Source organism: Streptomyces sp. NPDC001070, from assembly GCF_053598835.1.
This window is the reverse complement of sequence record NZ_JBSFLB010000062.1, coordinates 1-23,295: the sequence shown is the minus strand read 5'-3', so window position 1 is coordinate 23,295 and position 23,295 is coordinate 1. Positions and strand designations below refer to the sequence as shown.

Annotated in this window: 25 protein-coding genes and 1 pseudogene; 16 read left to right on the top strand and 10 right to left on the bottom strand. The window is 71.2% G+C overall.

Translation table 11 applies throughout. The annotated features are described in order from the left end of the window. Positions 1–225 precede the first annotated feature (225 nt). On the bottom strand, positions 226–1,128 hold the full coding sequence (locus ACWDAS_RS40245) for an NAD-dependent protein deacetylase (RefSeq protein ID WP_450400814.1): 903 nt from the start codon (positions 1,126–1,128) through the stop codon (positions 226–228). A 351-nt stretch (positions 1,129–1,479) separates the two neighbouring features. Between ACWDAS_RS40245 and ACWDAS_RS40240 the strand changes: the two genes are divergently transcribed. Further along, the gene (locus ACWDAS_RS40240; protein WP_450400813.1) at positions 1,480–1,632 is read left to right on the top strand and encodes a hypothetical protein; all 153 of its coding nucleotides are present in this window, start codon (positions 1,480–1,482) and stop codon (positions 1,630–1,632) included. 84 nt (positions 1,633–1,716) lie between these two features. Here the strand turns inward: ACWDAS_RS40240 and ACWDAS_RS40235 are convergent, their stop codons facing one another. The 3 genes from ACWDAS_RS40235 to ACWDAS_RS40225 form a co-directional block, all read right to left on the bottom strand. After that, the gene (locus ACWDAS_RS40235; RefSeq protein WP_450400811.1) at positions 1,717–2,592 is read right to left on the bottom strand and encodes an alpha/beta fold hydrolase; all 876 of its coding nucleotides are present in this window, start codon (positions 2,590–2,592) and stop codon (positions 1,717–1,719) included. 192 nt (positions 2,593–2,784) lie between these two features. Next, entirely contained in the window at positions 2,785–2,937 is a 153-nt protein-coding gene (locus ACWDAS_RS40230; protein WP_450400809.1) for a carotenoid oxygenase family protein, read from the bottom strand. A gap of 22 nt (positions 2,938–2,959) precedes the next feature. Beyond that, entirely contained in the window at positions 2,960–3,787 is an 828-nt protein-coding gene (locus tag ACWDAS_RS40225) for a hypothetical protein (RefSeq protein ID WP_450400808.1), read from the bottom strand. A 137-nt stretch (positions 3,788–3,924) separates the two neighbouring features. On the opposite strand from ACWDAS_RS40225, the gene ACWDAS_RS40220 reads away from it, so the two are divergent. From ACWDAS_RS40220 to ACWDAS_RS40190, 7 genes are all read left to right on the top strand, one after another. Beyond that, on the top strand, positions 3,925–4,050 hold the full coding sequence (locus ACWDAS_RS40220; RefSeq protein WP_450400807.1) for a hypothetical protein: 126 nt from the start codon (positions 3,925–3,927) through the stop codon (positions 4,048–4,050). A 458-nt stretch (positions 4,051–4,508) separates the two neighbouring features. Then, positions 4,509–5,180, top strand: coding sequence for a DUF4097 family beta strand repeat-containing protein (locus ACWDAS_RS40215; protein ID WP_450400806.1), 672 nt, complete (start codon positions 4,509–4,511; stop codon positions 5,178–5,180). A 19-nt stretch (positions 5,181–5,199) separates the two neighbouring features. Continuing rightward, positions 5,200–6,162 (top strand): ATP-binding cassette domain-containing protein, encoded by a 963-nt coding sequence (locus ACWDAS_RS40210; protein ID WP_450400804.1) that lies wholly within the window; start codon positions 5,200–5,202, stop codon positions 6,160–6,162. Then, the gene (locus ACWDAS_RS40205) at positions 6,159–6,950 is read left to right on the top strand and encodes an ABC transporter permease (RefSeq protein WP_450400802.1); all 792 of its coding nucleotides are present in this window, start codon (positions 6,159–6,161) and stop codon (positions 6,948–6,950) included. The genes ACWDAS_RS40210 and ACWDAS_RS40205 overlap by 4 nt, the downstream gene beginning before the upstream one ends. Positions 6,951–7,324: 374 nt before the next feature. Further along, positions 7,325–7,678, top strand: coding sequence for a VOC family protein (locus tag ACWDAS_RS40200; RefSeq protein WP_450400801.1), 354 nt, complete (start codon positions 7,325–7,327; stop codon positions 7,676–7,678). A gap of 165 nt (positions 7,679–7,843) precedes the next feature. Next, entirely contained in the window at positions 7,844–8,080 is a 237-nt protein-coding gene (locus ACWDAS_RS40195; RefSeq protein WP_450400800.1) for a hypothetical protein, read from the top strand. Then, entirely contained in the window at positions 8,080–8,454 is a 375-nt protein-coding gene (locus ACWDAS_RS40190) for a fic family toxin-antitoxin system, toxin component (protein WP_450400799.1), read from the top strand. The genes ACWDAS_RS40195 and ACWDAS_RS40190 overlap by 1 nt, the downstream gene beginning before the upstream one ends. Before the next feature lie 482 nt (positions 8,455–8,936). Here ACWDAS_RS40190 and ACWDAS_RS40185 read toward each other — a convergent pair whose 3' ends face one another. Both ACWDAS_RS40185 and ACWDAS_RS40180 read right to left on the bottom strand, forming a co-directional pair. Further along, positions 8,937–10,670: an aromatic amino acid ammonia-lyase gene (locus tag ACWDAS_RS40185; RefSeq protein WP_450400798.1), complete on the bottom strand. Its 1,734-nt coding sequence runs from the start codon at positions 10,668–10,670 to the stop codon at positions 8,937–8,939. Positions 10,671–10,683: 13 nt separating this feature from the next. Next, positions 10,684–11,646: an ABC transporter substrate-binding protein gene (locus ACWDAS_RS40180; protein WP_450400797.1), complete on the bottom strand. Its 963-nt coding sequence runs from the start codon at positions 11,644–11,646 to the stop codon at positions 10,684–10,686. Positions 11,647–11,954: 308 nt separating this feature from the next. Between ACWDAS_RS40180 and ACWDAS_RS40175 the strand changes: the two genes are divergently transcribed. Genes ACWDAS_RS40175 through ACWDAS_RS40160 form a run of 4 tightly spaced genes read left to right on the top strand, consistent with a single transcriptional unit; the run spans position 11,955 to position 16,038 of the window. Continuing rightward, positions 11,955–14,516 (top strand): ATP-binding protein, encoded by a 2,562-nt coding sequence (locus tag ACWDAS_RS40175; protein ID WP_450400795.1) that lies wholly within the window; start codon positions 11,955–11,957, stop codon positions 14,514–14,516. After that, complete coding sequence (locus tag ACWDAS_RS40170) at positions 14,513–14,974, top strand: roadblock/LC7 domain-containing protein (protein ID WP_319662430.1); 462 nt, start codon at positions 14,513–14,515, stop codon at positions 14,972–14,974. The genes ACWDAS_RS40175 and ACWDAS_RS40170 overlap by 4 nt, the downstream gene beginning before the upstream one ends. A 37-nt stretch (positions 14,975–15,011) precedes the next feature. Then, the gene (locus ACWDAS_RS40165) at positions 15,012–15,449 is read left to right on the top strand and encodes a DUF742 domain-containing protein (protein WP_450400793.1); all 438 of its coding nucleotides are present in this window, start codon (positions 15,012–15,014) and stop codon (positions 15,447–15,449) included. Beyond that, positions 15,436–16,038 (top strand): GTP-binding protein, encoded by a 603-nt coding sequence (locus tag ACWDAS_RS40160; RefSeq protein ID WP_450400791.1) that lies wholly within the window; start codon positions 15,436–15,438, stop codon positions 16,036–16,038. The genes ACWDAS_RS40165 and ACWDAS_RS40160 overlap by 14 nt, the downstream gene beginning before the upstream one ends. A gap of 81 nt (positions 16,039–16,119) precedes the next feature. Here the strand turns inward: ACWDAS_RS40160 and ACWDAS_RS40155 are convergent, their stop codons facing one another. From ACWDAS_RS40155 to ACWDAS_RS40140, 4 genes and pseudogenes are all read right to left on the bottom strand, one after another. Continuing rightward, on the bottom strand, positions 16,120–16,788 hold the full coding sequence (locus ACWDAS_RS40155; protein WP_450400790.1) for an ABC transporter permease: 669 nt from the start codon (positions 16,786–16,788) through the stop codon (positions 16,120–16,122). Further along, positions 16,785–17,501, bottom strand: coding sequence for an ABC transporter permease (locus ACWDAS_RS40150; protein ID WP_450400789.1), 717 nt, complete (start codon positions 17,499–17,501; stop codon positions 16,785–16,787). Before ACWDAS_RS40150 ends, ACWDAS_RS40155 begins: the two co-directional genes overlap by 4 nt. Further along, complete coding sequence (locus tag ACWDAS_RS40145) at positions 17,498–18,637, bottom strand: ABC transporter ATP-binding protein (protein WP_450400788.1); 1,140 nt, start codon at positions 18,635–18,637, stop codon at positions 17,498–17,500. Before ACWDAS_RS40145 ends, ACWDAS_RS40150 begins: the two co-directional genes overlap by 4 nt. Positions 18,638–19,262: 625 nt before the next feature. Then, positions 19,263–19,917: pseudogene (locus tag ACWDAS_RS40140) on the bottom strand (MmyB family transcriptional regulator); the annotation flags it as partial. A 237-nt stretch (positions 19,918–20,154) separates the two neighbouring features. On the opposite strand from ACWDAS_RS40140, the gene ACWDAS_RS40135 reads away from it, so the two are divergent. The 4 genes from ACWDAS_RS40135 to tatA all read left to right on the top strand — a co-directional run bounded on the left by ACWDAS_RS40135 (position 20,155) and on the right by tatA (position 23,121). After that, positions 20,155–20,628 (top strand): VOC family protein, encoded by a 474-nt coding sequence (locus ACWDAS_RS40135; protein ID WP_450400786.1) that lies wholly within the window; start codon positions 20,155–20,157, stop codon positions 20,626–20,628. Positions 20,629–20,815: 187 nt separating this feature from the next. Further along, positions 20,816–21,937, top strand: coding sequence for an alpha/beta fold hydrolase (locus ACWDAS_RS40130; RefSeq protein WP_450400784.1), 1,122 nt, complete (start codon positions 20,816–20,818; stop codon positions 21,935–21,937). Positions 21,938–22,294: 357 nt separating this feature from the next. Continuing rightward, entirely contained in the window at positions 22,295–22,702 is a 408-nt protein-coding gene (locus ACWDAS_RS40125; RefSeq protein WP_450400782.1) for a sec-independent translocase, read from the top strand. 152 nt (positions 22,703–22,854) lie between these two features. Next, a complete protein-coding gene (gene tatA, locus ACWDAS_RS40120) occupies positions 22,855–23,121 on the top strand; it encodes a Sec-independent protein translocase subunit TatA (RefSeq protein WP_450400781.1) in 267 nt (88 codons plus the stop codon). The last annotated feature ends 174 nt before the right edge of the window (positions 23,122–23,295 follow it).

The window sequence follows — 23,295 nt, the reverse complement described above, 5'->3', positions numbered from 1 at the left end:
CCGCCCGCAACCCCAACATCCGCATCGCCGCCAAGGTCGCCAGCAACCACGGCGCCATCCTCAAGAAGGACCACCCCGCCATCGCCAAGGCCGTAGGCGAGATCGCCGCCCTCAACCCCGGCCGGCGCTGAAGACACCACCGGCGGACCGACGCCTTCACGTCCTCGCCACCAACGTCGCCACCGCCCGGCACGGACACAGCCGGCCTGCATCGCCGTCACCATCTCACCCAGCCGCCGGCTGGTCGTCGACGGGGACGTCCAGCCGGTCGGCCACGCAGGTGAGAGCTGTTCCCAGCGGGAGCGCGACCCGGGTCAGGGCGTCCCGGTCGCCCCGGGTCGGGTCCCGGTTGACGATCAGTACAGGTATCCCGGCCCGGGCCGCCTGACGGACGAACCGGAGCCCGGACATCACCGTCAACGACGAGCCCAAGACCAGCAGCGAGGCCGCCTGCCGGACCAGGTCACGGCAGTGCTCGACCCGCTGCGGCGGAACGGCTTCGCCGAAGAACACCACGTCCGGCTTGAGGATGCCGCCGCAGACCACGCAGGGCACCACACAAAAGTCCCCGACCTGTTCGTCGGTCAGGTCGGCATCCCCGTCCGGGTTGATCCCCGCAGCCACCGGCTCAAAGCCCACGTTGGCCTCCTCCAGCCGCCGGGCGAGCTCGCGACGCGGACTGACGTCGCCGCAGGAAAGGCAGACGACCTGGGCCAGGCTTCCGTGGAGTTCCACAACGCCCTCGCTGCCGGCGGCCTGGTGCAGGCCATCGACGTTCTGAGTGATCACACCCGCAAGCAGGCCGTGCCGCCCGAACGCCGCCACCGCCCGATGCCCGGCGTTCGGGCGGGCGCGGCCGAAAGTACGCCAGCCAAGGTGGCTGCGCGCCCAGTACCGGCGCCGAGCCTGGGCACTGGCGGTGAAATCCTGGTAGGTCATCGGGGTGTGCCGGCTCAGGCTGCCGCCCTCACCCCGGTAGTCGGGAATGCCCGACTCCGTGGAGATGCCCGCCCCGCTCAGCACCAGCACACCGCCGGTGCCCAGCGCATCGACGACCGGGGCGACATCCATGGTGGCCGGCGGCAGGTCCTCGGCAGGGGTCCAGCTCAAGGTGGGGCGCATACGCATGCCGCCCAGGGTACGAAACAGCCCGCCGTCAACCGTCCGCGCCTGCCAGCGGGTGACACACCGTGTCCGCGAGGCGACCCGGCCCACCCCGCCGAGGCCACCGCGGAACAACCCAGCGGCTCGGAAATCGCGGCGGTGGGCCGAAGGCGGGAGGCCCGGTTCGGCGTCCAGGTGCCGGCGCAGCAAGGCCGCCGTGGCGATGCCGATCCGGGCCGAAGACCTGCTCGCCGAACTGCGCGAAGGACGCCTCGAGCCGGTGCCCGGCCTGGAGCTGGACTCCGGGACCCCGGTGGACACACAGCGCCTGGCCTGGGCCCAGCAGCATACGACCGCCCAGGACTGCGCGGGCAGGTGCCCGCACCCGGACGGGGCGCCCAGCGCGGCACGCCCCGTACGGGTGCCTTCCGGGACCGGATCACCACGGCGGAGGAGACAATCGGTTCGCCGTCCGACTTTCTCGCCGCCGTGGCGCACGGCGCCGCGATGTTCGCGGCCACGGCCTGACTCCGGCGCCTTCGCCCCCACAGCTCACACAAGGCAGCGGGCCTCCTCCCTCGAAGGTGAAACGAGGCCGGGGCAGGGGAGGGCTCAGCGCTTGGTCGCCGCGGCCTTTTCGATGAGGCGCGTCACGGCCTTGGGGTCGGTCAGGTGCACGGCGTGCGGGCCGTCGACCTCGGTGGTGTGAGCGTGCGCGCGCGACGCCATGAACCGCTCGGCCGCGGCGGGTATCGTCCGGTCACCGCGGGCGACGAGGTACCAGGACGGGATGGTCTTCCAGGCCGGGGTCGCGGCAGAGGGCTCACTGACCGCCTGCGCGGTGACGGGGCGCTGCGTGGCGGCGAGTGCGGCGGCCTTGCTCTTGCTGACGCGGTTGCTCATGAAGACGTCACGGAACTTGTCGGGCTTGATGTAGAGGTCGACGCCGGTGCTGCCGTCGGCCTGGGTGAAGGGGACGGCGTTCAGGGCCGTGGGCACGGGCGCATCGGGGTCGTCGCTGATGTGGCTGCCGGGGTACTTGCCCACCAGGTCCGTGATGCTCTCGCCCTTGTCGGGAGCGAAGGCGGCGACGTAGACGAGTGCCTTGACGTTGGGGTTGCCGGTGGCGGCATTGGTGATGACGGCGCCGCCGTAGGAGTGGCCGACCAGAATGACCGGACCCTTGACCGTCTTGAGGTAATCGGCCAGATAGGCGGCGTCGCTGTTGAGGCCGCGCAGCGGGTTGGCGGGAGCGGTGACCGAGTAGCCGTCAGCCTGCAGGCGCTTGGCGACGCCGCTCCAGCCGGCAGAGTCCGCCCAGGCGCCGTGGACGAGGACGACGGTCGGCTTGGCCGCCGGCTTGCCTGCCGGCTCGGCGTGATGGTCCTGGGTGGCAGAAGCGGTCGTGGCCAGTCCGGCAGCCAGTGCGAGGCCGACCGCGCCGACGACGGCGAGACGGACGCGGCGGACGGGGCGACGGTGAGACATCGTTTCTCCATAGGTGATGTGGACGGTGGGCTCGCCGCCTCATGGGACTGGGTCGGCTCACCTAGCAGATAGAACGTTCTATCTACTGAACCTAATGTGGAGACCTCGCCACGGGCAACGCGGAGCGGCGAGCAGTAGGTCACATCACGCAGAGTGCGCGGTCCTCCGGCAGGGGGAATCCGCCGGGCTCTGTCACCTGTGGTCAACGAACGGCCACGCAGGACCGATCTCGTCGTCGGCAATCCGGTTGCCGTGGAAGCCGAAGGGCACGCGACGGGGCAGGTGCACCCCGGCGACGGGGCGGTGATCGGCTGCGTCGAGCACGACCAGTTCGGCCCGGTTCACGCCCGCGCGATTCCGCGCGCGCTCACTCCTCCAGGTCCGCGGCCAACTGCGTCCTCCACTGCGCCGACATCCGCAGATGCAGGATCGTCGCGGCCGCCGCCGGCGCCCCCGCCTCGGCGAACTCGCGCAGTGCGCGGCACGCCTCGGCGCGCAGGGCCCACGCGCTGGAGTCGGAGTGCGTCACGGGGCCGTTGCCGTCGCGCCGGCCGCGCTGCCCGCTCACCATCTGCCGGGCGGCCCACGCCTCAGCGGTGAGTGTGCGGATGCGCAGGTCCAGGGGGCTGTCCGGGGCGAGGTCGACACTCTCGCCCCGGGCGGTGCGGACCAGCGCGTCGCTCACCTCCTCGTACACGTCGAGCCGGGTCTCGGCCGCCAGCCGCGCCAACTGTGCGGCCATAGCCGTACGCAGCCGGGCGGGCGGTGTCCGCTCGATCAGTGCGGCCAGGTCGAAGTGCCGGACCACGCCGACGTACCGGTTCGCGGCCCCGTCGACGTCCTCCAGCACCGGCAGCAGCAAGGCACTCGTCAGCTCCGCGTCGGTGTCGTCGTCCGGCCTGTACGAGATGCCGAACTCCCCCTCCAGTTGGCCCAGGAAGCGGGCGTACGCCGCGGTCGACCCCGGCCAGGAATCTCCGCCGCCCTCGCGCGGCGACAGGAGATGGCGAGCGCCGTCCGGATTCGGCACGCCGTCCTCGGTCACCGTGACCTGGACCTCCGGGCCGCGCCGGGTCAGGGCCACCGCGCGCGTGCTCGCGGAGACCCTGCGCAGCACCTCCGGTCGGGTGAACTGGGCGGCGCCGCCTTCCTGGATCGCGTAGGCCCATCCGCCGGTGCTGCCAGCACGGACCATCGGACGGTACGCCGCCCACGGTGATTGCGCCGACTTCCTGGCGCGGGCGTGCGTGCGCGGGGAGGCGGCCCCAGTTCCGGCCGGGGTGGCAGGACAGGAACAGGCCGTCGGAGGACTGCCAGCCGATGCCGAGGGTGATGAGCAGCCAGTCGTGGTGCCAGTACGTGGCCAGTTCGTCGTACTCCTCGTCGTCCTCGTCGAGGGCATCGTCGTCCCGTGTCGACGGGGAGGACGCGGCCCTGGCACTCAAGGAACGCCGCTGAACGGGTGTGGACGCGGTGAGGCTGTCCGCGTCGGCGGCGCAGAGGCGGAGCAGCACCCGGAACGTCACCCTGAGCAAGCCCGATTGCATGAGGCCGGCGGTGAGCATCTCCTGTGCTCCCCGCACGCCCTCAACGCGCCTTCGTGGGCCTGCAGGTGTGCTGTTGACTCCTGGGGAACGGCCCTGCCCGCGGTGGTGGGCGCGGCGTTCGTGCCGGGTGAGCCTTCCTACCGGCATCGAAGTCTCCTTCGTGGCCCGCGGTGGCTCCCGTGTAGCGTTCACCCCTCATCCATTGCAACGCTCAGGGCGAGGGCCGTTGCATTGCAATTACGGCCATTGCAACAATTTCCCGCCCCTTAACTGCAGCGATGGCAATTTGACGCAACGACAACCTTGCCGCATCTTCGAATGCAACGTAGCGTTTCCGATGTCAGAAACAACACGGCAAAGGAGAGCACGATGCAGAAGTTCGACACCCCCGCTCCGGTCTCGGCGGTCCTCGACATCCCCGCGGGCCGCATCCGGTTCATCGCCGCCGACCGGGCCGACACCACGGTCGAGATCCTGCCGGCGGACGCCTCCAAGAGCCGCGACGTGAAGGCCGCGGAGCAGACCGAGGTCGCATACGGCGACGGCGTCCTGCGGATCGAGCTCCCGGCGGCGAAGAACCGGGTCCTCGGCGCTTCCGGATCCATCGAGGTGACGGTCCAACTGCCCGCCGGCTCCCGCATCGAGGCGAAGGCGGCCAGCACCGAGTTCCGGGGCGTCGGACGCCTCGGCGACGTCGCCTTCGAGGGGCAGCAGGCCACGGTCAAGCTCGACGAGGCCGAAAGCACCCGGCTCACCGTCCTCGCCGGCGACATCTCGGTCGGCCGGCTGGGCGGCCCCGCGGAGATCAGCACCCAGAAGGGCGACATCCACATCGCCGAGGCCGTACGCGACACCGTCTCGCTGCGCACCGAGCACGGCGAGATCTCCGTCGGCGCCGCCCACGGAGTCTCCGCCTCCCTGGACGCCGGCACCGCATACGGCCGGATCCACAACGCGCTCAAGAACACCGAGGGCGGCGCCGCCGCCCTGAACATCCACGCGACCACCGCCTACGGCGACATCACCGCCCGCAGCCTGTAAGAAGGAGAACCCACCCCTCATGACCAACTTGGCCATCGCGGCGAACGGGCTGCGCAAGTCCTACGGCGACAAGACCGTCCTCGACGGCATCGACCTGGCCGTCCCCGAAGGCACGGTCTTCTCCCTTCTCGGCCCGAACGGCGCCGGCAAGACCACCGCCGTCAAGATCCTGTCCACCCTCATCTCCCCCGACCCCGCCAGTGGCCCGATCCGCGTCGGCGACCACGACCTCGCCACCGACCCGCAGGCCGTGCGCGCCGCGATCGGCGTCACCGGGCAGTTCTCCGCCGTCGACGGCCTGATCACCGGCGAGGAGAACATGCTCCTCATGGCGGACCTGCACCACCTCTCCAAGCGCGAGGGACGGCAGGTCACCGCCGAACTGCTGGCGCGCTTCGACCTCACCGAGGCCGCGTCGAAGCCCGCCTCCACCTACTCCGGCGGCATGAAGCGCCGCCTGGACATCGCGATGACCCTGGTCGGCAACCCGCGGATCATCTTCCTCGACGAGCCGACCACCGGCCTCGACCCGCGCTCCCGGCACACCATGTGGCAGATCATCCGCGAGCTCGTCACGGGCGGCGTCACCGTCTTCCTCACCACCCAGTACCTGGAGGAGGCCGACGAGCTCGCCGACCGCATCGCGGTGCTCCACGACGGCAAGATCGCCGCCCAGGGCACCGTCGAGGAGCTGAAGCGGATCGTCCCCGGCGGGCACGTCCGGCTCCGCTTCACCGACCCGGACGTGTACCAGTCCGCCGCATCCGCCCTGCGCGAGGCCTCCCGCGACGACGAGTCCCTCGCGCTGCAGATCCCCAGCGGCGGCAGCCAGCGCGAACTGCGCTCCATCCTCGACCGGCTGGACGCCGCCGGCATCGAGGCCGACGAGCTGACCGTGCACACCCCCGACCTCGACGACGTCTTCTTCGCCCTGACCGGCGGCGCCGGCGTCCCCCACCAGCCCAAGGAGGCTGTCCGATGAGCTCCTTCTCCCTGGCCGTGCGTGACTCCTCCACGATGCTGCGCCGCAACCTGCTGCACGCCCGGCGCTACCCGTCCATGACGCTGAACCTGCTGCTCACCCCGATCATGCTGCTGCTGCTCTTCGTCTACATCTTCGGCGACACCATGAGCGCGGGCATCGGCGGCGGCGGACCGGACCGCTCCGAGTACATCGCCTACATCGTCCCGGGCCTGTTGCTGATGACCATCGGCAGCACCGTGGTCGGCACCGCGGTCTCCGTCTCCAACGACATGACCGAGGGCATCATCGCCCGCTTCCGCACGATGGCGATCCACCGCGGCTCCGTGATCATCGGACACGTCATCGGCAGCGTGCTGCAGTCGGTCATCAGCGTGGTCCTCGTCGGCGCCGTCGCCGTGGCCATCGGCTTCCGCTCCAACGGTGCCACCGTCCTTGAGTGGCTCGCCGCGTTCGGACTGCTCGCGCTCTTCGCCACGGCGCTCACCTGGATAGCGGTCGGCATGGGCCTGATCAGCCCGAACGCCGAGGCCGCCGGCAACAACGCGATGCCCCTGATCCTGCTGCCGCTCCTGTCCAGCACCTTCGTCCCCATCGACGCGATGCCGGGCTGGTTCCAGCCGATCGCCGAATACCAGCCGTTCACGCCTGCCATCGAGACCCTGCGCGGCCTGCTGCTCGGCACCGGGATCGGCAACAACGGATGGCTCGCCGTCCTCTGGTGCCTGGGCCTCGCGGTGCTCGGCTACTTCTGGTCGACCTCGAAGTTCAACGGCGACCCGAAATAGCCGCCATGGCGGCGCGGGCCGCCTCCCGCAACTCGTCCCACCGCAGGGCGGCGTACACCGACACCCGTCGGCGTACGCCGCCCCGTTCGCGTGGCAGGAGGACATCGTCCCGGCCTCTGACCGTTCGGTGATCGGCTGGCGGCCGGGGCCTGGGCCCACCGAGCCCTCGGTGCGAACGGACGACCGGTGGTGCTGAAGTCGCCTTCCACCAGGGGCATTTGGGTTGCGGCTCACCCCACGAATGGTCTCGGTATCAGCCGTGCACGGTGCGGTGGGACTCCTCCTGGGTGGGCCGGTTACTGCCCGCCGTGCCTTCGGGCCTGAAGATGGTGAGGTGCCATGCCGCCCGATCGCCGTCCTGGCAGGATGGCGGCATGGAACGTGTACTGGGAATCGGTGGGTACTTCATGCGGGCCGCGGACCCGTCGGCCCTGAGCGCGTGGTATCGCGATTGCCTGGGCCTGGACGCCGACGAGAACGGCCTGTGGCAGCAGGAGACCGGGCCGACGGTCTTCGCGACGTTCGAGTCCGGCACCGAATACTTCGGGTCCCGCGCCCAGCAGACCATGCTCAACTTCCGGGTCCGCGATCTGGATGCGATGCTCGCGCAACTGCGCGCCAAGGGAGCGGACGTGGCCAAAGAAGTGGAGGACATGGAGGGGGTCGGCCGATTCGGCTGGGTCACCGATCCCGAGGGCAATCGGGTCGAACTGTGGCAGCCCGCATGACGCGTCTTCGCGCAGGCGGTGACGTACCGGTGGACCATCGGGCCGTCGAGGCGTGAACCTCGGCCGGGCCCGCGTCTGCCTGGGCGTTCACAGAGGTCACCGTCCTGCTCCCCCGGCTTCGCCACACACCTCGCCGACATCGGTAACAGCTGTTACCATCCTCGTATGGCCAAGACACAACTCGGAGCACGCGTCGACGACGAGGTCGCGGAAATCGCCCGCAAGCGCGCGGCGGACCGCGGGCTGTCGGTCGGCGACTACCTCTCCCAGCTCGTCCTGGAGGACGCCAGCGGACTGCGGGCCCGCGCCATGGGCGCGGCCGAGCGGTTCCTCGCCGAGCACCAGCAGGTCTTCGACGAGGCCGAGCGGAACCAGGACGGGGCGGGGGCGCACGCCGCGTAATGGAGCTGCACATCGACGTCCCCTGGATCCTGCAGGTGGCCGAGCTCGCCGGCGCAGGCGATCCCGCCCCCGACGACTACGGCGTCCCGGTGGCGGCCTGCGCCCGGCACCAGGCCGAGCTGATGGAGCAGCCCGTCTACGACGGCCCCTACGCCCGGGCCGCGGCACTGGTCGACACCCTGGGCCGGTGCCGATGGCTGGAGCGCTCCAATCTCGCCGTCGCCGCCGCGACCGGGGTGATGTATCTCGAGGCCTCGGGGATCTCCGTCAAGCCCACCCACGAGGACGCCGCCGCCTTGCGAGACCTCCTCCTCGATCCCACCTGTACCTCGACCAGGATTGCCGCACTCCTGCGGGCCTGGCCGAAGGTGTGACGGTGCCGGCGGCCGGGCCCGGCTGACGGATCCGCCGCCGGCCTGAAAGGTTCCGGAAGGCACGCGCGCCCCGACCGCATCGGCGCGCCTCGACCTTTCGGCGTGCGCAGCTTCCGGCGGCAGCTCGGGCTGGGGCGGGGACGACGACTCCCGCTGTCCCGGAGGCACGCTGGATATCGGATCGGGCGACCCGCTGGAGCGGCGGGGTGCGGTCACCGAATGGCCGCTGGCGCGGCACGCGACCGAGGTGCTGCTGGTCCTTGAGCGCCGCCGCTCCGGTTCCGTCCCGCGGGCCGTCCGTGATCCGCGGGAGCTGTTCGTACGCAAGGCCCGTGCGTACGAGGCAACTTCGTGAAGTGACCCACGGTTCCCGCGGGAGGTCCGTGCACCCGTGCCGAACGCCCCGGCCGTCGCGCCCCGGGCCGACCGCACAAGCCGGCAGCGGTGCGATGGTCCGGACTCCGTGCCGGGCCCGGGCGGCCTCAGAGTGCGGCGAGCACCGGAAGCAGGGCCGCCGCCGCCGTCACGTCCGCCGTCAGGGGGCGGTCCTCGACGCCGGCCGGGAGCGTGGCGGCGGCCATGGTGAACGCCGGTATGGGCGGCGGTGCCGGATGCAACCGAAGCGCCCGTACCGCGGTGACGAGTTCGCAGGCCAGCACGGTGGTGTACGCGTCGACGGCGCGCAGCGACTGCCGGGACGCCTGGGAGGCGAAGCTGGCGGCTTCCTCCAGGCCGTGGGAGAGCACCGCGTGGCCGGCGGACGCGGGCGTGGCGCAGGAGCGCAGCTCCGCCAGGGCCGAGTGGGCGGTGTACTCCAGGATCATCGCGCCCGAGCTGCTCGCCGGGCCCGCGGCCAGGAACCCGGGCAGCCCGGTGAGGTCCGGGCGGCCGAGGGCGGTCAACCGGGCGGCGGACAGCTGGGCCGTCTGCAGGACGGCCAGGTTCAGTCCGTCCAGAGCCAGACCGAGCGGGGCCGCGTAGAAGGCGCCGTGGTGGTGGGCCGCGGTGCCGTCGGACGTGATGAGGGGGTTCTCCGACGGGCAGTTGATCTCCACCTCCACGATCCGGCGCAGGGCGTCGGAGGCGTCCAGGGCGGGACCGTGCGCCTGCGGGAAGGCCCGGAAACCGAATGGGTCCTGGATGCGGCGTCCGGCGCCGTGCGGCCGGCCGGACGGGCCGAGCAGGCGCCGCACCTCGGCCGCCGCACGGGCGACACCCGGATAGGGGCGCAAGGCGTGCACTTCGGCGGCGTAGGCCTCCAGGGAGCCGGAGACCGCCGCGAGCGACAGAGCGGCCACGGCGTGTGTGGCGCGGAGCAGCAGGTCGAGGTGGTGGCAGGCGAGCGCGGCCTGGCCCAGGGTGAGCGCGTTGCTGCTGAGCAGCGCGAGCGCGTCGCCGGGTTGCGGCACCACCGGCGCGGGCAGCCTCGGCGGCGACTCTGCGGCACCACGGAGTGCGTCCCCCCGTACGGCCGGTCCGCCGGGGCCGCCGTATCCCGGCCCCGTCTGCCCTTCTCCCCCGCGCCGCTGTACGGGGAATCCGGGCGGCAGGGCACCGGGGAGGAGATCCGGTACCGCATGACCACTGTCGCCGCTCAGGGCTCCGGGCGCGCTCGGGGAGGACGAGGTCTGCGGACCGGCATACCCGGGCACGGGGACCGGCACCGTGTCGGGGCGGTCGGTCAGCCAGGGGCGTTCGCCGATCAGAGTGAGGCCGGTCTGCGCGAGGGCCGTGAGGTCACCGGTGCCCAGGCCTCCGTACTCGTTGACCGCCGGGTGGACGCCGAGCCGGAGTGCGTCGGTCAGAGCGGTGATGAACGCGGGCTGGATACCGGAACCCCCCGCGAGAAGCTGGTTGGCGCGGATCGCGAGCATCGCCCGCACCTGGCGGGCCGGGAGCAGCGCCCCGGCGCCCCCCGCATGGCTGCGCAGGAGGCGCAGACCGTGCTCGGTCTCGTCGTGCGCCGCGACCGTCACCGAGCGGTGTGCGCCGACGCCGGTCCCGCGGCCGTACAGGCTTCCGCGGGCCGCGAGCCGGCCGGCAGCCTCCCAGGAGCGCCGGGCCCGGTCCAGGGCGTCCGGCGCTACGGACGATGCGGCGGCCGCGTCGGCCAGCCGTACCACGCCCGGCACGGTGAGGCCGCGCCCGTCCAACTCGACGCGGGTGTCCTCGGGGTCCGGGGGCACCCGCGTCGAGTCGTCCAGGGTCGTGTCCATGTGCGGCGGTGAGTCAGTCCAGGCCGACGGACTTCAGCCAGGCCTTGGCGACGTCCAGCGGGTCCTTGCTCTGCGACTGCACCTGGGTGTCCAGGTCGAGCAGGGCCGCCGTGTCCAGCTTGGCGGAGACCGCGTTGAGGGCGTCGACGCCCTTCTGCTCCAGTCCGGACTTGTAGACGAGCGGCTGCACGTTCTCGAAGCCGAAGAGGTTCTTCGGGTCCTGGAGGACCACGAACTTCTCCTTGGCGATGGTCGGGTCCGTGGTGAAGATGTCCGCCACCTGCACGGTGTTCTTCGTCAGCGCCGCCGCGGTCAACGGGCCGCCCGCGTCCAGCGCCTTGAAGGACTTGAACTCCAGCCCGTACACGTCCTTCAGGCCCACCAGGCCCTGCTGCCGGGTCTGGAACTCGGGCGAGGCCCCGATGGCCAGGTCCTTGGCGATGTCCTTCAGATCCACGATCGAGGACGCCCCGGTGAGCTTGTACTTCGCGGCCGTCGCCGCGTTCACGGTGACCGAGTCCTTGTCCTGCGCCGGCGCCGGGTCCAGCAGCGTCAGCTTGGGGTCCAGCTTGGCGCCGATGGCGGCCGTGGTCTCCTCGACCGTCTTCGGCGTGGCGTTCTTGTCGAGGTAGGCCAGCAGGGCGCCGTTGTACTCGGGCAGGACGGTGACGGAGCCGTTCTTGAGCAGGCCGTAGGTGGTCTCGCGGCTGCCGATGTTGGGCTTGTAGGTGACGTTGATGCCCTTGGCCTTCAGGGCCTCGCCGTAGATGTCGGCCAGCAGGATGCTCTCGGCGAAGTTGTTCGAGCCGACGACGACGGTGTTGCCGCTGGCCTTGCCTTCCGAGAGCGGGTTGTCGGACTTGTCGTCGGAGGACGACGAACACCCGGCGACGAGTGCCGCGGTGGCGGCGAGCGCGACGGCGGCCACGCCGCGGTTTCTCGTGCTTGACCTGGTGCTCTTCGCGTTAGAAGTCACAATTCCCGTTCCGTACTCGGAGGTTGGTGGAGCCTGGGTCGTGGCAGGGCGTGCGGGCACACGCACGGTCCTGATCCAATCCAGCCGGTTCCCGGTCAGTCAAGAGCATTCGGGTCACCGATTGGCCTCCTTGGTGCGCAAATGTGGAGAGTCGGCGGTCGCCTTGTAACGAACTCTTGACATGGGGCGTGGCGAACGCAGCTTCGAAGGCGCGATACATTCACCGCTGTTGATCGACCACAGCCGTGTGCGGGGGCCGCTTCGTTGTCGTCGCGCATCATCGACCACACCCCCATGAAGGAGGCCAGGTGTCCACGGTGCAGGTGGACGTGACCACCCGCCCGGCTGCCCCGCCGCCGGGCGAGGGGCCCTTGGGGTTCGCCGACCGCTGGCCTTTCCGGCTCAAGCTCAACGTCCTGGTGGGCGTCCCGCTGGCGGTGGTGGCCGTGCTGCTCACCTACCTCATCGCCGACCAGGCGGGACGGGCGCGGGACGCGGCGTCCGCGGCCCGGTTGGTACGGGACAGCGCCCAAGTGGCGACCCTGGCCGACCGGGTGGAGGCCGAGCACCAGCAGGCCATCCTGCTCTCGGTGCGGTACGAGGCCGCCGGCCGCGGTGCACGTCCCTCGAACGACGCGTACCGCAAGGCGCAGCGGGCGGTGGACGCCCAGGTGGCGAAGGTGCGCCGGGCCTTCGGCGACCGGATGCCGGACACCGAGGCGCAGACCCTCAGGGAGATCGAGGGCCTGACCAGCCTCCGCGAGACGGTGGGGCAGAGCTATCTGCCCGCCGACAACATCGACCCCGCCTACACGGGCGTGGCCCGGGGGCTGATCGACGGCCTCGGTCTGGACCGCAACGCGGCGCTCGCGGCAACCTTCACCGGCAATCTGCTGGACTCCCTGCTGCGGGCGGACGCCGCCCACAGCTCCTTCGAGACGAGCGTGTTCTCGGCGACGACCGGCGACACCAACGCCCTCATCGAGTTCAATGCCGCGGTCGGCTCCTACCAGCTGTACACCTACCAGGCCGACCGCTTCGCCCGGTTCGCCACCGAGCAGCAGGCCGACGAACTCTCCGGCATCGAGCACAGCGACCCCCAGAGCCGGATCGCCCAGGCGTACGCCGAACTCCAGATCGACCCCAGTTCCCTGCAGGCGGACACCCCGGCCGAGATCCACCGGGCGTTCAGGGGCGCGCTGACCGACTACCCGGCCTACCCCGCTCAGGCCGCGAACCGGCTGAGGATCACCTCCTCGCTCATCGACCAGATCGCCGAACGCGCCGACCACGCCTCCGGCGACGCCTGGTGGCGGGCCGCGCTGCTCCTGGCCGTGGCACTGTTCGGCTTCCTGCTGTGGCTGGTCCTCTCGGTCGTCGTCCGCCGGTCGGTGGTCCGCCCGGTGCAGGCGCTCACCGCGGCCGCGCAGGAGGTCTCGGCCGCCACCAGCCGAGAGCTCGCCCGGGTGGCCGACGACGACACCGAGGACTCCGGCCCGCCGCGCGTGCGCGATGTGCCCGTCACGGCCCGGGACGAGATCGGCGAGCTCGCCCAGGCTTTCAACCAGGTGCAGACGACCGCCGCCGCGCTGCTGGAACGCCAGGTGCTCAGCCGCCGCAACGTCGCCGAGATGTTCGGCAACGTGGGCCGCCGGGTCAGCAACCTGACGACGCGCCAGCTGGCGCTCATCGACGCGGTCGAACGGGGTGAGACCGACCCGGCGCTGCTGGAACGCCTGTACTCCATCGACCACATCGCCGTACGCCTGCGCCGCAACGCCGACAGCCTGATGCTGCTGGCGGGCATCCGGGAGACCGTCCTGGACTCCGGCCCCACCGCGCTCAGCAATGTGGTGCGGGCCGCGCTCGGGCAGATCGAGGGCTACCAGCGGGTGCGGCTGTACGCCGAGACCGAGGCCATGGTCGAACCGGACATCATCGGCGACCTCACGCTGATGGTGGCCGAACTCGTCGAGAACGCCGTCTCGTTCTCCCCGGCGGGCAGCCCCGTCGAGGTGACCGTGCGCTCCGGCGACGGGGACGCCCTGATCGCCGTGGCCGACCACGGCCTCGGCATGAGCGCCGAGCGTCTCGCCGAGGAGAACGCCCGGCTGATCCGCCGCGAACGGCTGGACCTCGTCCCGACGAAGGTGCTGGGCCTGTTCGTGGTCGGTACGCTGGCGCGCCGCTGGGAGGTGGGGGTGACCCTGTCCCGCACCCCGGGCGGCGGCGTGACCGCTGAGGTCGCGATCCCCTCGACCCTGCTCCTGAGCATGAGCGCGGTGGGCTCCGGAGGCCCGGCGGTGAGCCCGGGGACGAACACGCCGGAGCCCTCGCCGACCGCGCCGGGCACCGAGCCCGCCGCCGCGGACCCGGTCGCGGACCTCGTCCCCTCCACGGGCCCCCACGCGGCCGCGCGGCCGGCCGCGGACGACGGCGCCGCCGCGACCGCCGGCGGGGAGGGGATGCCGCTCCCACGGCGCGTGCCCCGGCGGAAGCCGACCGGAGCCACCGGACAGGGGACGCTCGTGCCCGGGCCCCGAAAGGAGGCACCGGCCGACGACGCCGCCGGCCACCCCTCCCTGCGCCGCCGGGTCCGCGGGGCCACCTTGAGCACGACCGCCGGTGGGGCCGCGCAGCAGTCCGGCCTTCAGGCCGCGCAACCCATGCAACCCGGTGACGCCGAGGCCGTACGGTCCGCGCTGGAGGAGTTCGAGGCCGCCGTGGAGCGCGCCCACCGCGACAGCGGCACCGGCACCGGCACCCACGTCACAGGAGTCGACCGCACCGCCCCCGGTGCGGACCCCGGAACCGCGACCACCCCCCGCACGCACCACCCGAACAACCTCCCAGAAGGAGCCGAGCAGTGAGCACGCCGACAGGTGACACTCCGACGACCGACCTGCAGGCCGCCGCGGCCGACTTCAACTGGCTGCTCAATCGTTTCGCCACCGAGACCGCGGGCGTCGTCGACGCCATCGCCGTCTCCTCCGACGGGCTGCTCATCGCCGTGTCGGAGCTGCGCGAACGCGCCCACTCAGAGCGGCTGGCCGCCATCGTCTCCGGCATCACCAGCCTGGCCGCGGGCGCCTCGGGCAACTACGGCCTCGGCGGCCTGAACAAGGTCATCATCGACCTGGAGGGCGGCCACGTCATCGTCTCCGCGATCGGCAGCGGCGCCGTGCTCGGCGTCGTCACCGACAAGGAGGCCAAACTCGGCAACATCGCCTACGAGATGACGCTGTTCGCCAACCGGGCCGGCACCGCGCTCAGCCCGCAGCTGGTGCTCGAACTGAAGAACACCGTCGGCGCCGCGTCGGCGCGCTGACCTGCGACCGCCCGGTCCGGAGAGGAAGACACGACTTATGGCGGACGGCCGCACACCGGCCGGCGAGGACGGCGCGACGCCCGCGGACCCCGATCGGGTCGGCCCGGCCTCGGCCGTACGCCCGTTCCTCCTCACAGCCGGCCGGGTGGCGCCCGCCTCCGGCCGGCCGGTGCCGGTGGAGACCCAGGTGGTGGCCACCGCCGCCGGGCTCGACACGCTCGACAGGCTCGCCTTCGAGCAGTACGACATCGTCGCCGCCTGCCGGCAGCCGCAGTCCATCGCGGAACTCGCGGCCCGGCTGCGGCTGCATCTGAACGTGGTGCGGGTCCTCGCCGAGGACCTGCGCGCCGCGGGACAGCTCACGGTCCATGTGCCCGACACCGGTGCCACCCATGACGCGTCCGTCCTGCGGAGGGTTATCGATGGCCTGCGGGCCGTCCCCGACTCCCGGGGGGTACTCCGTGACACCGACTGAACCGCTCATCGGCGGCGGCATGGCCGCGCAGGCCGTCGTACGACCGCCGCTGCCGGTCAAGATGGTGATCGCGGGCGGCTTCGGCGTGGGCAAGACCACGGCCGTCGGCTCCATCTCCGAGATCGAGCCGCTGACCACCGAGGCCGCCATCACCGAGGTGGCGGCCGGCGTGGACGACCTCAGCCAGACCCCGCACAAGACCACGACCACGGTGGCGATGGACTTCGGCTGCCTCACCATCGACCCCACCTTGAAGCTGTACCTGTTCGGGACGCCCGGGCAGGAGCGGTTCGGCTTCATGTGGGACGACATCGTGGAGGGCGCGGTCGGCGGCCTGGTCATCGTCGACAGCCGCCGCCTGGACGACTGCTACGCGGCCGTGGACTACTTCGAGCACCGGCAGATCCCGTTCGCCGTCGCGCTCAACGCCTTCGACGGACGCGTCGAGCACTCGCTGGACGAGGTCCGCTGGGCGCTGGACGTGGCCGAGCACGTACCGGTGGTGGTGTTCGACGCCCGCGAACGCGGCTCGGTGCGGGACGCCCTGCTGGTGGTGCTGGAACTGGCGCTGGAGCGCACCGGGGGCTGACCCGCGGCCCCGAACAGGCGGGCGGGCCCGGGGCGATGGAGAATCGCCCCGGGCCCGTGGTCCGTTCCGCACCTTGGTGACTCAGGCGGGTCGGCGCACGCCTGGGGACACCGTGAACCGTGCGATCGCCCAGAACACCGCGAGTGTCACCAGGGCCATCGCGGCCACCAGAGTGGCACCGCCCACGACCTTCTCGTAGTCGCGCTGGTAGAGGCCGTCGATGATGTACCGGCCGAGCCCGCCGAGGCTGACGTACGCGGCGATGGTGGCGGTGGAGACGATCTGGATGGCGGCCGAGCGCAGCCCGCTGAGGATCAGCGGCAGCGCGACCGGCAGTTCCACCTGGAACAGCACCCGCGACTCCGGCATACCCATCCCCCGCGCCGCGTCCACCGGCGACGGGTCGACGGAGCGAAGCGCCTCGTAGGTGGTCACCAGGATCGGCGGGACGGCGAGGACGACCAGCGGGATCATCACCGGGACCAGGCCGAAGCCGAGCAGGATGAACATCAGCACCAGCAGGCCGAAGCTGGGCAGTGCCCGCCCGCCGGTGGCGATCAGGGCCAGGGTGTTGCCGCCGCGCCCGTAGTGCCCCGTGACCAGGCCGATCGGAAGGCCGATGGCAGCGGCGATGCCGAGAGCGATCAGCGAGTAGCGGATGTGTTCCAGCAGCCGGGTGGGGATGCCGTCATAGCCGTGCCAGTGGGCGTTGTCGCTGAAGAAGGCGTTGGCGAAGTGCAGTATGTTCACCGGACCTCGTCCTCCAGTGCGGGTGTGGCCGGCTCCGACCGGGACTCGGTGCCGCTCGCGCCGCGGCGGCTGGTGCCGCGCGGCATCCAGGGCGTCAGGAGCAGACGCAGCAGGACCAGTGCGGCGTCGGCGAGAATCGCCAGGGCCGCCGTGGTGACCACGGAGTTCACGGCGAGTTCGGGCCGGTGGTAGATGTTGGCGTCCCAGAGAAGGTTGCCCAGCGCGCCCTGGTTGCCGATGAGCGCGCCGACACTGACCAGGCTGATGCTGGAGACGGTCGCCACCCGCAAGCCCGCGATGATCGCGGGCACCGCGATGGGCAACTGCACCTGGAGGTAGCGGCGTACGGGCCCGAAGCCCATGGCCGTGGCCGCGGCCAGGGTCTCCTGGGGCACCGATCGGACGCCGTCGACGATCGCCGGCACCAGCACGACCAGGCTGTAGACGGCGAGCGGGATCATCACCGTCAGCTCGGACTGGCCGGTGTAGTCGATGAGGACGACGAAGAAGGCCAGCGACGGGATGGCGTACAGCACGGTCGTCACGCCCAGCACAGGTGCGTACAGCCAGCGGAAGCGGACGCAGAGTTGCGCGATCGGCAGGCTGATCACCAGGCCGGCCATCACCGGCAGCAGGGCCTCGCGCAGGTGCAGCCCGATCAGGCCGGTCCAGCTGTGCTGGAGGTCGCTCGGGAGGTCGAAGAAGCCGCTCATCCGGCGACCTTGGCGTCGGTACGGTCGTCGCGGTCCGAGGCGTGGGCGCGGCGGATGGCCTCGCCGACGGCCCTCTGCGAGACGACGCCGACCACCCGGCCGGTGCCGTCCACACCGACGGCCCAGCCGGTCGGCGACAGCACCGCGCCGTCGAGCGCGGCCCGCAGCGACTCCCTGCCGTGTTCGAACGGCCGGCCGTAGGGCAGGAGACGGTCGGGATCGACCTCGCCCGCGGTCAGCCGCCCGGGCTCGCTCCAGCCAAGGGGCCTGCCATCCAGGTCGGTGACGAGAAGGTAGGGCACGTCCCCGGTACTCCGGGCGGCGATCTGCTCGGCGGTGGCGTCCACGGCGACGACGGGCTCGGTCCTCAACTCCAGTCCCCCGGAGGCGAAGAAGGACAGCCGGCGGATGCCGCGGTCGGCGCCGAGGAAGTCCTCTACGAAATCGTCCGCGGGGGCGGACAGCAGCTCCGCAGGCGGCGCGAACTGGGCGAGCCTGCCGCCGGTGCGCAGGACCGCGACCATCGTGCCGAGTTTGATGGCCTCATCGATGTCGTGGGTGACGAAGACGATGGTCTTGCCCAACTCGTCCTGGATACGCAGCAATTCGTCCTGAAGGCCCTTGCGGACCACGGGGTCGACGGCAGAGAAGGGCTCGTCCATCAGCAGGACCGGCGGGTCCGCCGCGAGCGCCCGCGCCACGCCGACGCGCTGCTGCTGACCACCCGACAGTTGGTACGGGTATCGCTTGGCGAGCGCGGAGTCGAGTCCGACCCGCTCCATCAGCTCCGCCGCCCGTGTCCGGGCGCGCCGCTTGTCCCAGCCGAGCAGCCGGGGCACGGTGGCGATGTTGTCCAGGATGGTGCGGTGCTGGAAGAGCCCGGCGTTCTGGATCACGTAACCCATCGACCGGCGGAGGGTGTTGACGGGTTGCTTCTGGATGTCGACGCCGTCGAGGAGGATCGATCCCTCACTCGGTTCGACCATCCGGTTGATCATGCGGAGCGTGGTGGTCTTGCCGCAGCCCGACGGACCCACGAGGACGGTGATCGAGCGGTCCGGCACTTCCAGCGAAAGCCGATCGACCGCCACTGTGCCGTCCGGGTACCGCTTGGTGACTGAATCTATCCGTATCAAAACGCCGAACACCTCTCGGGTCTGGCAGAAGCTGCCCGTTCACGGCCACGGTCACGCGGGCCGTTGCGGGGAGATTGTAGACGCCCACGGTTGAGGTGCTTTGGCGTGGATACCTCACGGAGCACTCACGCGCCGCCGAGCGTGCCACGGCGGGCCGTTCGAGTCCGAGGCTTCATTGGCTCCACCCGGGCGAGGTTCCCACCTCGTGCAACGACCCTCTACGATCGCGGCTTCCGCAAACGCGCCGGGAAGGACCTTCTTGGAGATCTTTGAGTTCGAACGCAACGAGTGGCGCATCACGCGGCACAACAGCACCGGGCTCCGCGTGACCCGCATCGCGTCAGGCGACGGCCCGGTCCACCTCACTCATCTGAGCGTCGAACCCGGCGGCACGATCGGCACCCACCCCGCCCCCCACGCCGCAGATGTCTCTGCTCCTCACCGGCGACGGCTGGATCGCCGGCCCCGACCGCAAGCGCATCCGCATCACCGCCGGCCGGGGCGTCCAGTGGGACGAGGACGAAGAACACACCTCCGGCACAGAGACCGGATTCACCGCACTCGCCATCGAGGGAACACTCCTCACCCTCTTCCCGACCGACGCGCCGGACAACCGACCGGCTGGTCACGCCCGGCCCTCCATCCGGTCCACGTCCGGTTGCCCGGCCGTCCACGCGGTGAGGATGCGCAGGGCGTCGTGCGAGGGGCTGCCGGGTTCGGCGGTCAGCACCATGAGGCGCTGTCCTGAGCCGTCGGGGCTGCTCCAGGTGTCGCAATCCAGCGTGAGATCGCCGACCAGACGGTGCCCGTAGTGCTTGGTGCCGTAGCTGGAGCCGATGACACGGTGTTCGGCCCACCAGGAGCGGAAGTCGGCGTCCTGAACGGCAAGTTCGCCGACGAGTCGGTCGACTTCGGGGTGTCGGGATCCGCGGCCGCCTCCATGCGCAGCGCGGCGACGGCGTCGCGGGCGTCGTGCCCCACTGCCGGTGCATGCCCCGGATGACCGGGTCCGTGAACATCAGGCGCACGTAGTTGCGCCGGTCCGGCGGGGTCGCGGAGAAGTCGGTGCACAAGGCCGCGGCGGCGGTGTTGCAGGCCAGGATGTCCATGCGTGTGCCGAGGACCAGGGCGGGGGTTGCCGTGAGGCGGTCGAGCAGGCGCTGCATGGCGGGCCGTACCCGCTGCACCGGCCGCCGCCGGCGCGGGCGCGCATCGGTCCTGCCGGCCAGTTCGTACAGCTAGCGCTGCTGGTCGTCGTCGTGGCGCAGCGCACGCGCCAGGTGGCGAGCGCCGTTGCGGACGCCAATAGATCACATCAGAAGCCGACCGGTGGATCGAGGCCGGGTGGGTTCCCGGACCGGTTCGGGCCACCGCCTGCCGTGATCGGTGCCACTCGCCGCATCCGGCGCATTCCGCCGCATTCTGCATGGAGGCGGGCCCTTGCCACATCCTGAATGGGAGCATATGCTCCGAAGGACTAGCCGACCGGTCTACTATGAGATCTCGAGGGTACTCCCATGGATTTGAAGCTCGAAGTCATCGTGCTGCCCGTCTCCGACGTCGATCGGGCCAAGGCCTTCTACGAGCAGGCGGGATTCCGTCTGGATCTCGACAAGGCGCCCAGTGAGGACTGGCGTGGGGTGCAGTTCACGCCGCCCGGCTCCGAGGGCTCGATCATCTTCGGCAAGGGGATCACCTCCGCCGCGCCGGGTTCGGCGCAGGGCCTGTACCTGATCGTCTCAGACATCGAGAAGGCCCACGCGGAGCTCGTCGGCCGCGGCATCGCGGTCAGCGAGATCTTCCACGACGCCGGCGGACTCCTCTACCACGGCCACGACGCCGGAGAGGTCACCCACCGGATCAAGGGCCAGGAGCGGCTCACGGGCCCGCACCCCGACCGCGCCTCCTATGGCTCCTTCGCCACCTTCAGCGACCCCGACGGCAACGGCTGGGTGCTCCAGGAGATCACGCAGCGGCTCCCCGGCCGCTGACACCAAGCCGGCCGCCCCGGGGCGCGACAGGCCCAGACCAGCCCGCGCGGCGGCCGGGCCCTCCCAGCCCTCGGGCGCAGCCCCGGCGCCGCCGGCGGCCGGATCCCGCACCGTGCGCACATGCTCTTCGCTGTCCAGGTCCCGGCCACGCCATGACGCCCGAGAAACATTGCGAAAGGAAATTCTCATGAACATGTCTCCCATGGAGCCGCCCGCCCAGGAAGGCCCCGGCCCGAAGCCGGCGTCACACCGTGCCCGGCGCGGGTTCTCGCGACGCGCCTTCGTCGGCGGCGCGGCTGCTTCCGCTGCTGCCGCCGCCGGCATCTCGCTGGTCGGCGGATTGACGCCGTCCGCCACAGCCGCCCCCTCCCTGCGCAGGCCGAGCGGTTTCGGCTCGGTCTCCACCGCTCCGATGCTCCCGGCGGGGTTCACCAAGACGTTCTCCAGCCGGTTCGTCCGGGCCAATGGGCTGCGTCAGCACGTGGTCATCGGAGGTGACGGCCCGCCGCTGCTGCTGGTGCACGGCTGGCCGCAGAACTGGTACGCCTGGCGCATGATCATGCCGGCGCTGGCCCGGGACTTCACGGTCGTCGCAGTCGACCAGCGCGGTATCGGGCTGACCGACAAGCCTCAGGACGGGTACGACACCCGCACCATCGCCAACGACCTGGTCGCGCTGATGGACGCGCTCGGCCACCAGCGGTTCGCCGTGGCCGGCACCGACACCGGCATGCCGATCGGCTACGCGCTGGCCTCGGATCACCCGGACCGGGTCGCCTACGTGGCCCTCGCCGAGGTCCCCGGCCCTCCGGGAGCGGTCCCTTCACCGCCCCTGTTCCTCGACGACGCCTCCAACAACCACGTCTGGCACATCCCCTTCAACCGGGTCGACGACAGGATGACCGAACAGCTCGTCAGCGGACGGGAGGACATCTTCTTCGGCTACGAGTTCGACATCCAGGCCGGCAGCAACAAGCTGCCGCGCTACGCACTCGACTACTACTTCCGTCTCCTTTCCAACCCCGAGTCGCTGCGTGGCAGCTTCGAGTTCTACCGGTCGTGGGGCGTCTGGAGCGCACAGAACAAGGAGCGCGCGAAGAAGAAGCTGACGATGCCCGTCCTGGGGATCGGCGGAGCGGAAAGCTGGGGCGAGAGAGTCGGAGAGGCGATGAAGTCCCTCGCGGACGATGTGCAGACCGCGTCCATCCCCGGCGCCGGCCACTGGTTCGCCGAGCAGGCACCCAGGTCCACGGTGGCGGCACTGACCGCGTTCCTGGCCCCGTACCGCGCGTCCGCCTCGCGTCGCTAGCGGCCGATTCCCGGACTTCTGAGCAGGCCTCTGACGAGACAGGAACGAGCTCGACCGGGGTGGTCACAGCCACAGCTCTCCACCGAAGAACTTCACCGGTCCGCCCGTCTCCTGCCCTGGTCCCACGGCCACAACCCTCGACCGTGGCCGTGCTGTCCGCCGGGTACGCCGGCGGGCAGGGGCCGGGGGCGAACGCCACCTGATGGCGCAGCCGCACCCGGCCGGCACGGGGGGCCGCACAGCGTCGTGCGGCCCCCCTTCGGGCGGTGGCCGTGTCCGGGCGGCTGCCGCGACACGGTCCGCCCGCCGTCTGCCCCGCAGCGGCGGAGTCCTCACCTTCCCCGACGGGAGTCATGGATGTTCTCCGACATCGGCCCGCTCGAAGTCGTCACACTGATCGTCCTGGCCGTCATTCTGGTCGGGCCCGACAAGCTCCCCAAGATGGTGTCCGACGCCGTGCGGACCCTGCGCAGGATCCGCGAGCTTGCGCAGAGCGCCCAGGCCGGCATCCGCAGCGAACTGCCCCCTGAGCTGCAGGACCTGACCTTCGAGGACCTCAGCCCGAGGGCACTGGTGGCCAGACACCTGCCCAGTGCCGAGAGCCTGGGTCTGGGCCTGACCGAGCTGACCTCCGGCTTCGACCGTGAGGGACAACCGCCGGCCGGCCCCCCGGCACCGCCTCCGAAGAGCCCCGGCACGATTCCCGTGACCACCGACGACCGGCCCCAAGCAGGCACCAGCGCGGAGCACTCCAGGGACCACTGACGGCAATCCACCCACCAGCCCTCGCCGTCGGCCCGGCCGGTCGGCGAATCCCTCAACACCCGGGGCGAGGCTCCCGTGTCCACCGGCGGCCAGGCCACCCGCACAGGAGCGCCGCTCCTGTGTCCCTCAGTCCTCCAGAAAAGGAAACGCCCATGTTCGGCAGGCTCGGAGCCCCCGAGATCATCCTCATCCTCGTCGTCGTCCTGCTCCTCTTCGGCGCCAAGCGCCTTCCCGAGATGGCCCGTTCCTTCGGGCAGTCCCTGCGGATCCTCAAGAGCGAGACCAAGGCCATGCACAGGGACGACGCGGCCGCGGACGCCCCCTCGACCAGCGCTGCCGGTCCCGCCCTGCAGCCCGCACCCGACTCCCGGCACACCGCCCACCAAGCAGCCGAGGAAACCACCCCTGACCGGCGCTGACACGCCCAGTCCACCGACCGACACATGCGCGACCCGGTGCCGCGCAGGATGAGACCGGGAGTGCCCCATGCCCACCCTGACGACGCCCGACGCGGCGCGGATGCCCCTGGCAGAGCACCTGCGCGAACTGCGCAACCGCCTGATCAAGGCCGTCGGAGCGATCCTCCTCGTGAC

Bases quoted from the DNA above. Each gene is read 5' to 3' on its own strand.
- ACWDAS_RS40245 (WP_450400814.1), bottom strand. From the start codon at position 1,128: ATGCGTATGCGCCCCACCTTGAGCTGGACCCCTGCCGAGGACCTGCCG.
- ACWDAS_RS40235 (WP_450400811.1), bottom strand. From the start codon at position 2,592: ATGTCTCACCGTCGCCCCGTCCGCCGCGTCCGTCTCGCCGTCGTCGGC.
- ACWDAS_RS40225 (WP_450400808.1), bottom strand. From the start codon at position 3,787: ATGGTCCGTGCTGGCAGCACCGGCGGATGGGCCTACGCGATCCAGGAA.
- ACWDAS_RS40220 (WP_450400807.1), top strand. From the start codon at position 3,925: ATGAGCAGCCAGTCGTGGTGCCAGTACGTGGCCAGTTCGTCGTACTCC.
- ACWDAS_RS40215 (WP_450400806.1), top strand. From the start codon at position 4,509: ATGCAGAAGTTCGACACCCCCGCTCCGGTCTCGGCGGTCCTCGACATC.
- ACWDAS_RS40210 (WP_450400804.1), top strand. From the start codon at position 5,200: ATGACCAACTTGGCCATCGCGGCGAACGGGCTGCGCAAGTCCTACGGC.
- ACWDAS_RS40205 (WP_450400802.1), top strand. From the start codon at position 6,159: ATGAGCTCCTTCTCCCTGGCCGTGCGTGACTCCTCCACGATGCTGCGC.
- ACWDAS_RS40200 (WP_450400801.1), top strand. From the start codon at position 7,325: ATGGAACGTGTACTGGGAATCGGTGGGTACTTCATGCGGGCCGCGGAC.
- ACWDAS_RS40195 (WP_450400800.1), top strand. From the start codon at position 7,844: ATGGCCAAGACACAACTCGGAGCACGCGTCGACGACGAGGTCGCGGAA.
- ACWDAS_RS40190 (WP_450400799.1), top strand. From the start codon at position 8,080: ATGGAGCTGCACATCGACGTCCCCTGGATCCTGCAGGTGGCCGAGCTC.
- ACWDAS_RS40185 (WP_450400798.1), bottom strand. From the start codon at position 10,670: ATGGACACGACCCTGGACGACTCGACGCGGGTGCCCCCGGACCCCGAG.
- ACWDAS_RS40165 (WP_450400793.1), top strand. From the start codon at position 15,012: ATGGCGGACGGCCGCACACCGGCCGGCGAGGACGGCGCGACGCCCGCG.
- ACWDAS_RS40150 (WP_450400789.1), bottom strand. From the start codon at position 17,501: ATGAGCGGCTTCTTCGACCTCCCGAGCGACCTCCAGCACAGCTGGACC.
- ACWDAS_RS40135 (WP_450400786.1), top strand. From the start codon at position 20,155: ATGGATTTGAAGCTCGAAGTCATCGTGCTGCCCGTCTCCGACGTCGAT.
- ACWDAS_RS40130 (WP_450400784.1), top strand. From the start codon at position 20,816: ATGAACATGTCTCCCATGGAGCCGCCCGCCCAGGAAGGCCCCGGCCCG.
- ACWDAS_RS40125 (WP_450400782.1), top strand. From the start codon at position 22,295: ATGTTCTCCGACATCGGCCCGCTCGAAGTCGTCACACTGATCGTCCTG.
- tatA (WP_450400781.1), top strand. From the start codon at position 22,855: ATGTTCGGCAGGCTCGGAGCCCCCGAGATCATCCTCATCCTCGTCGTC.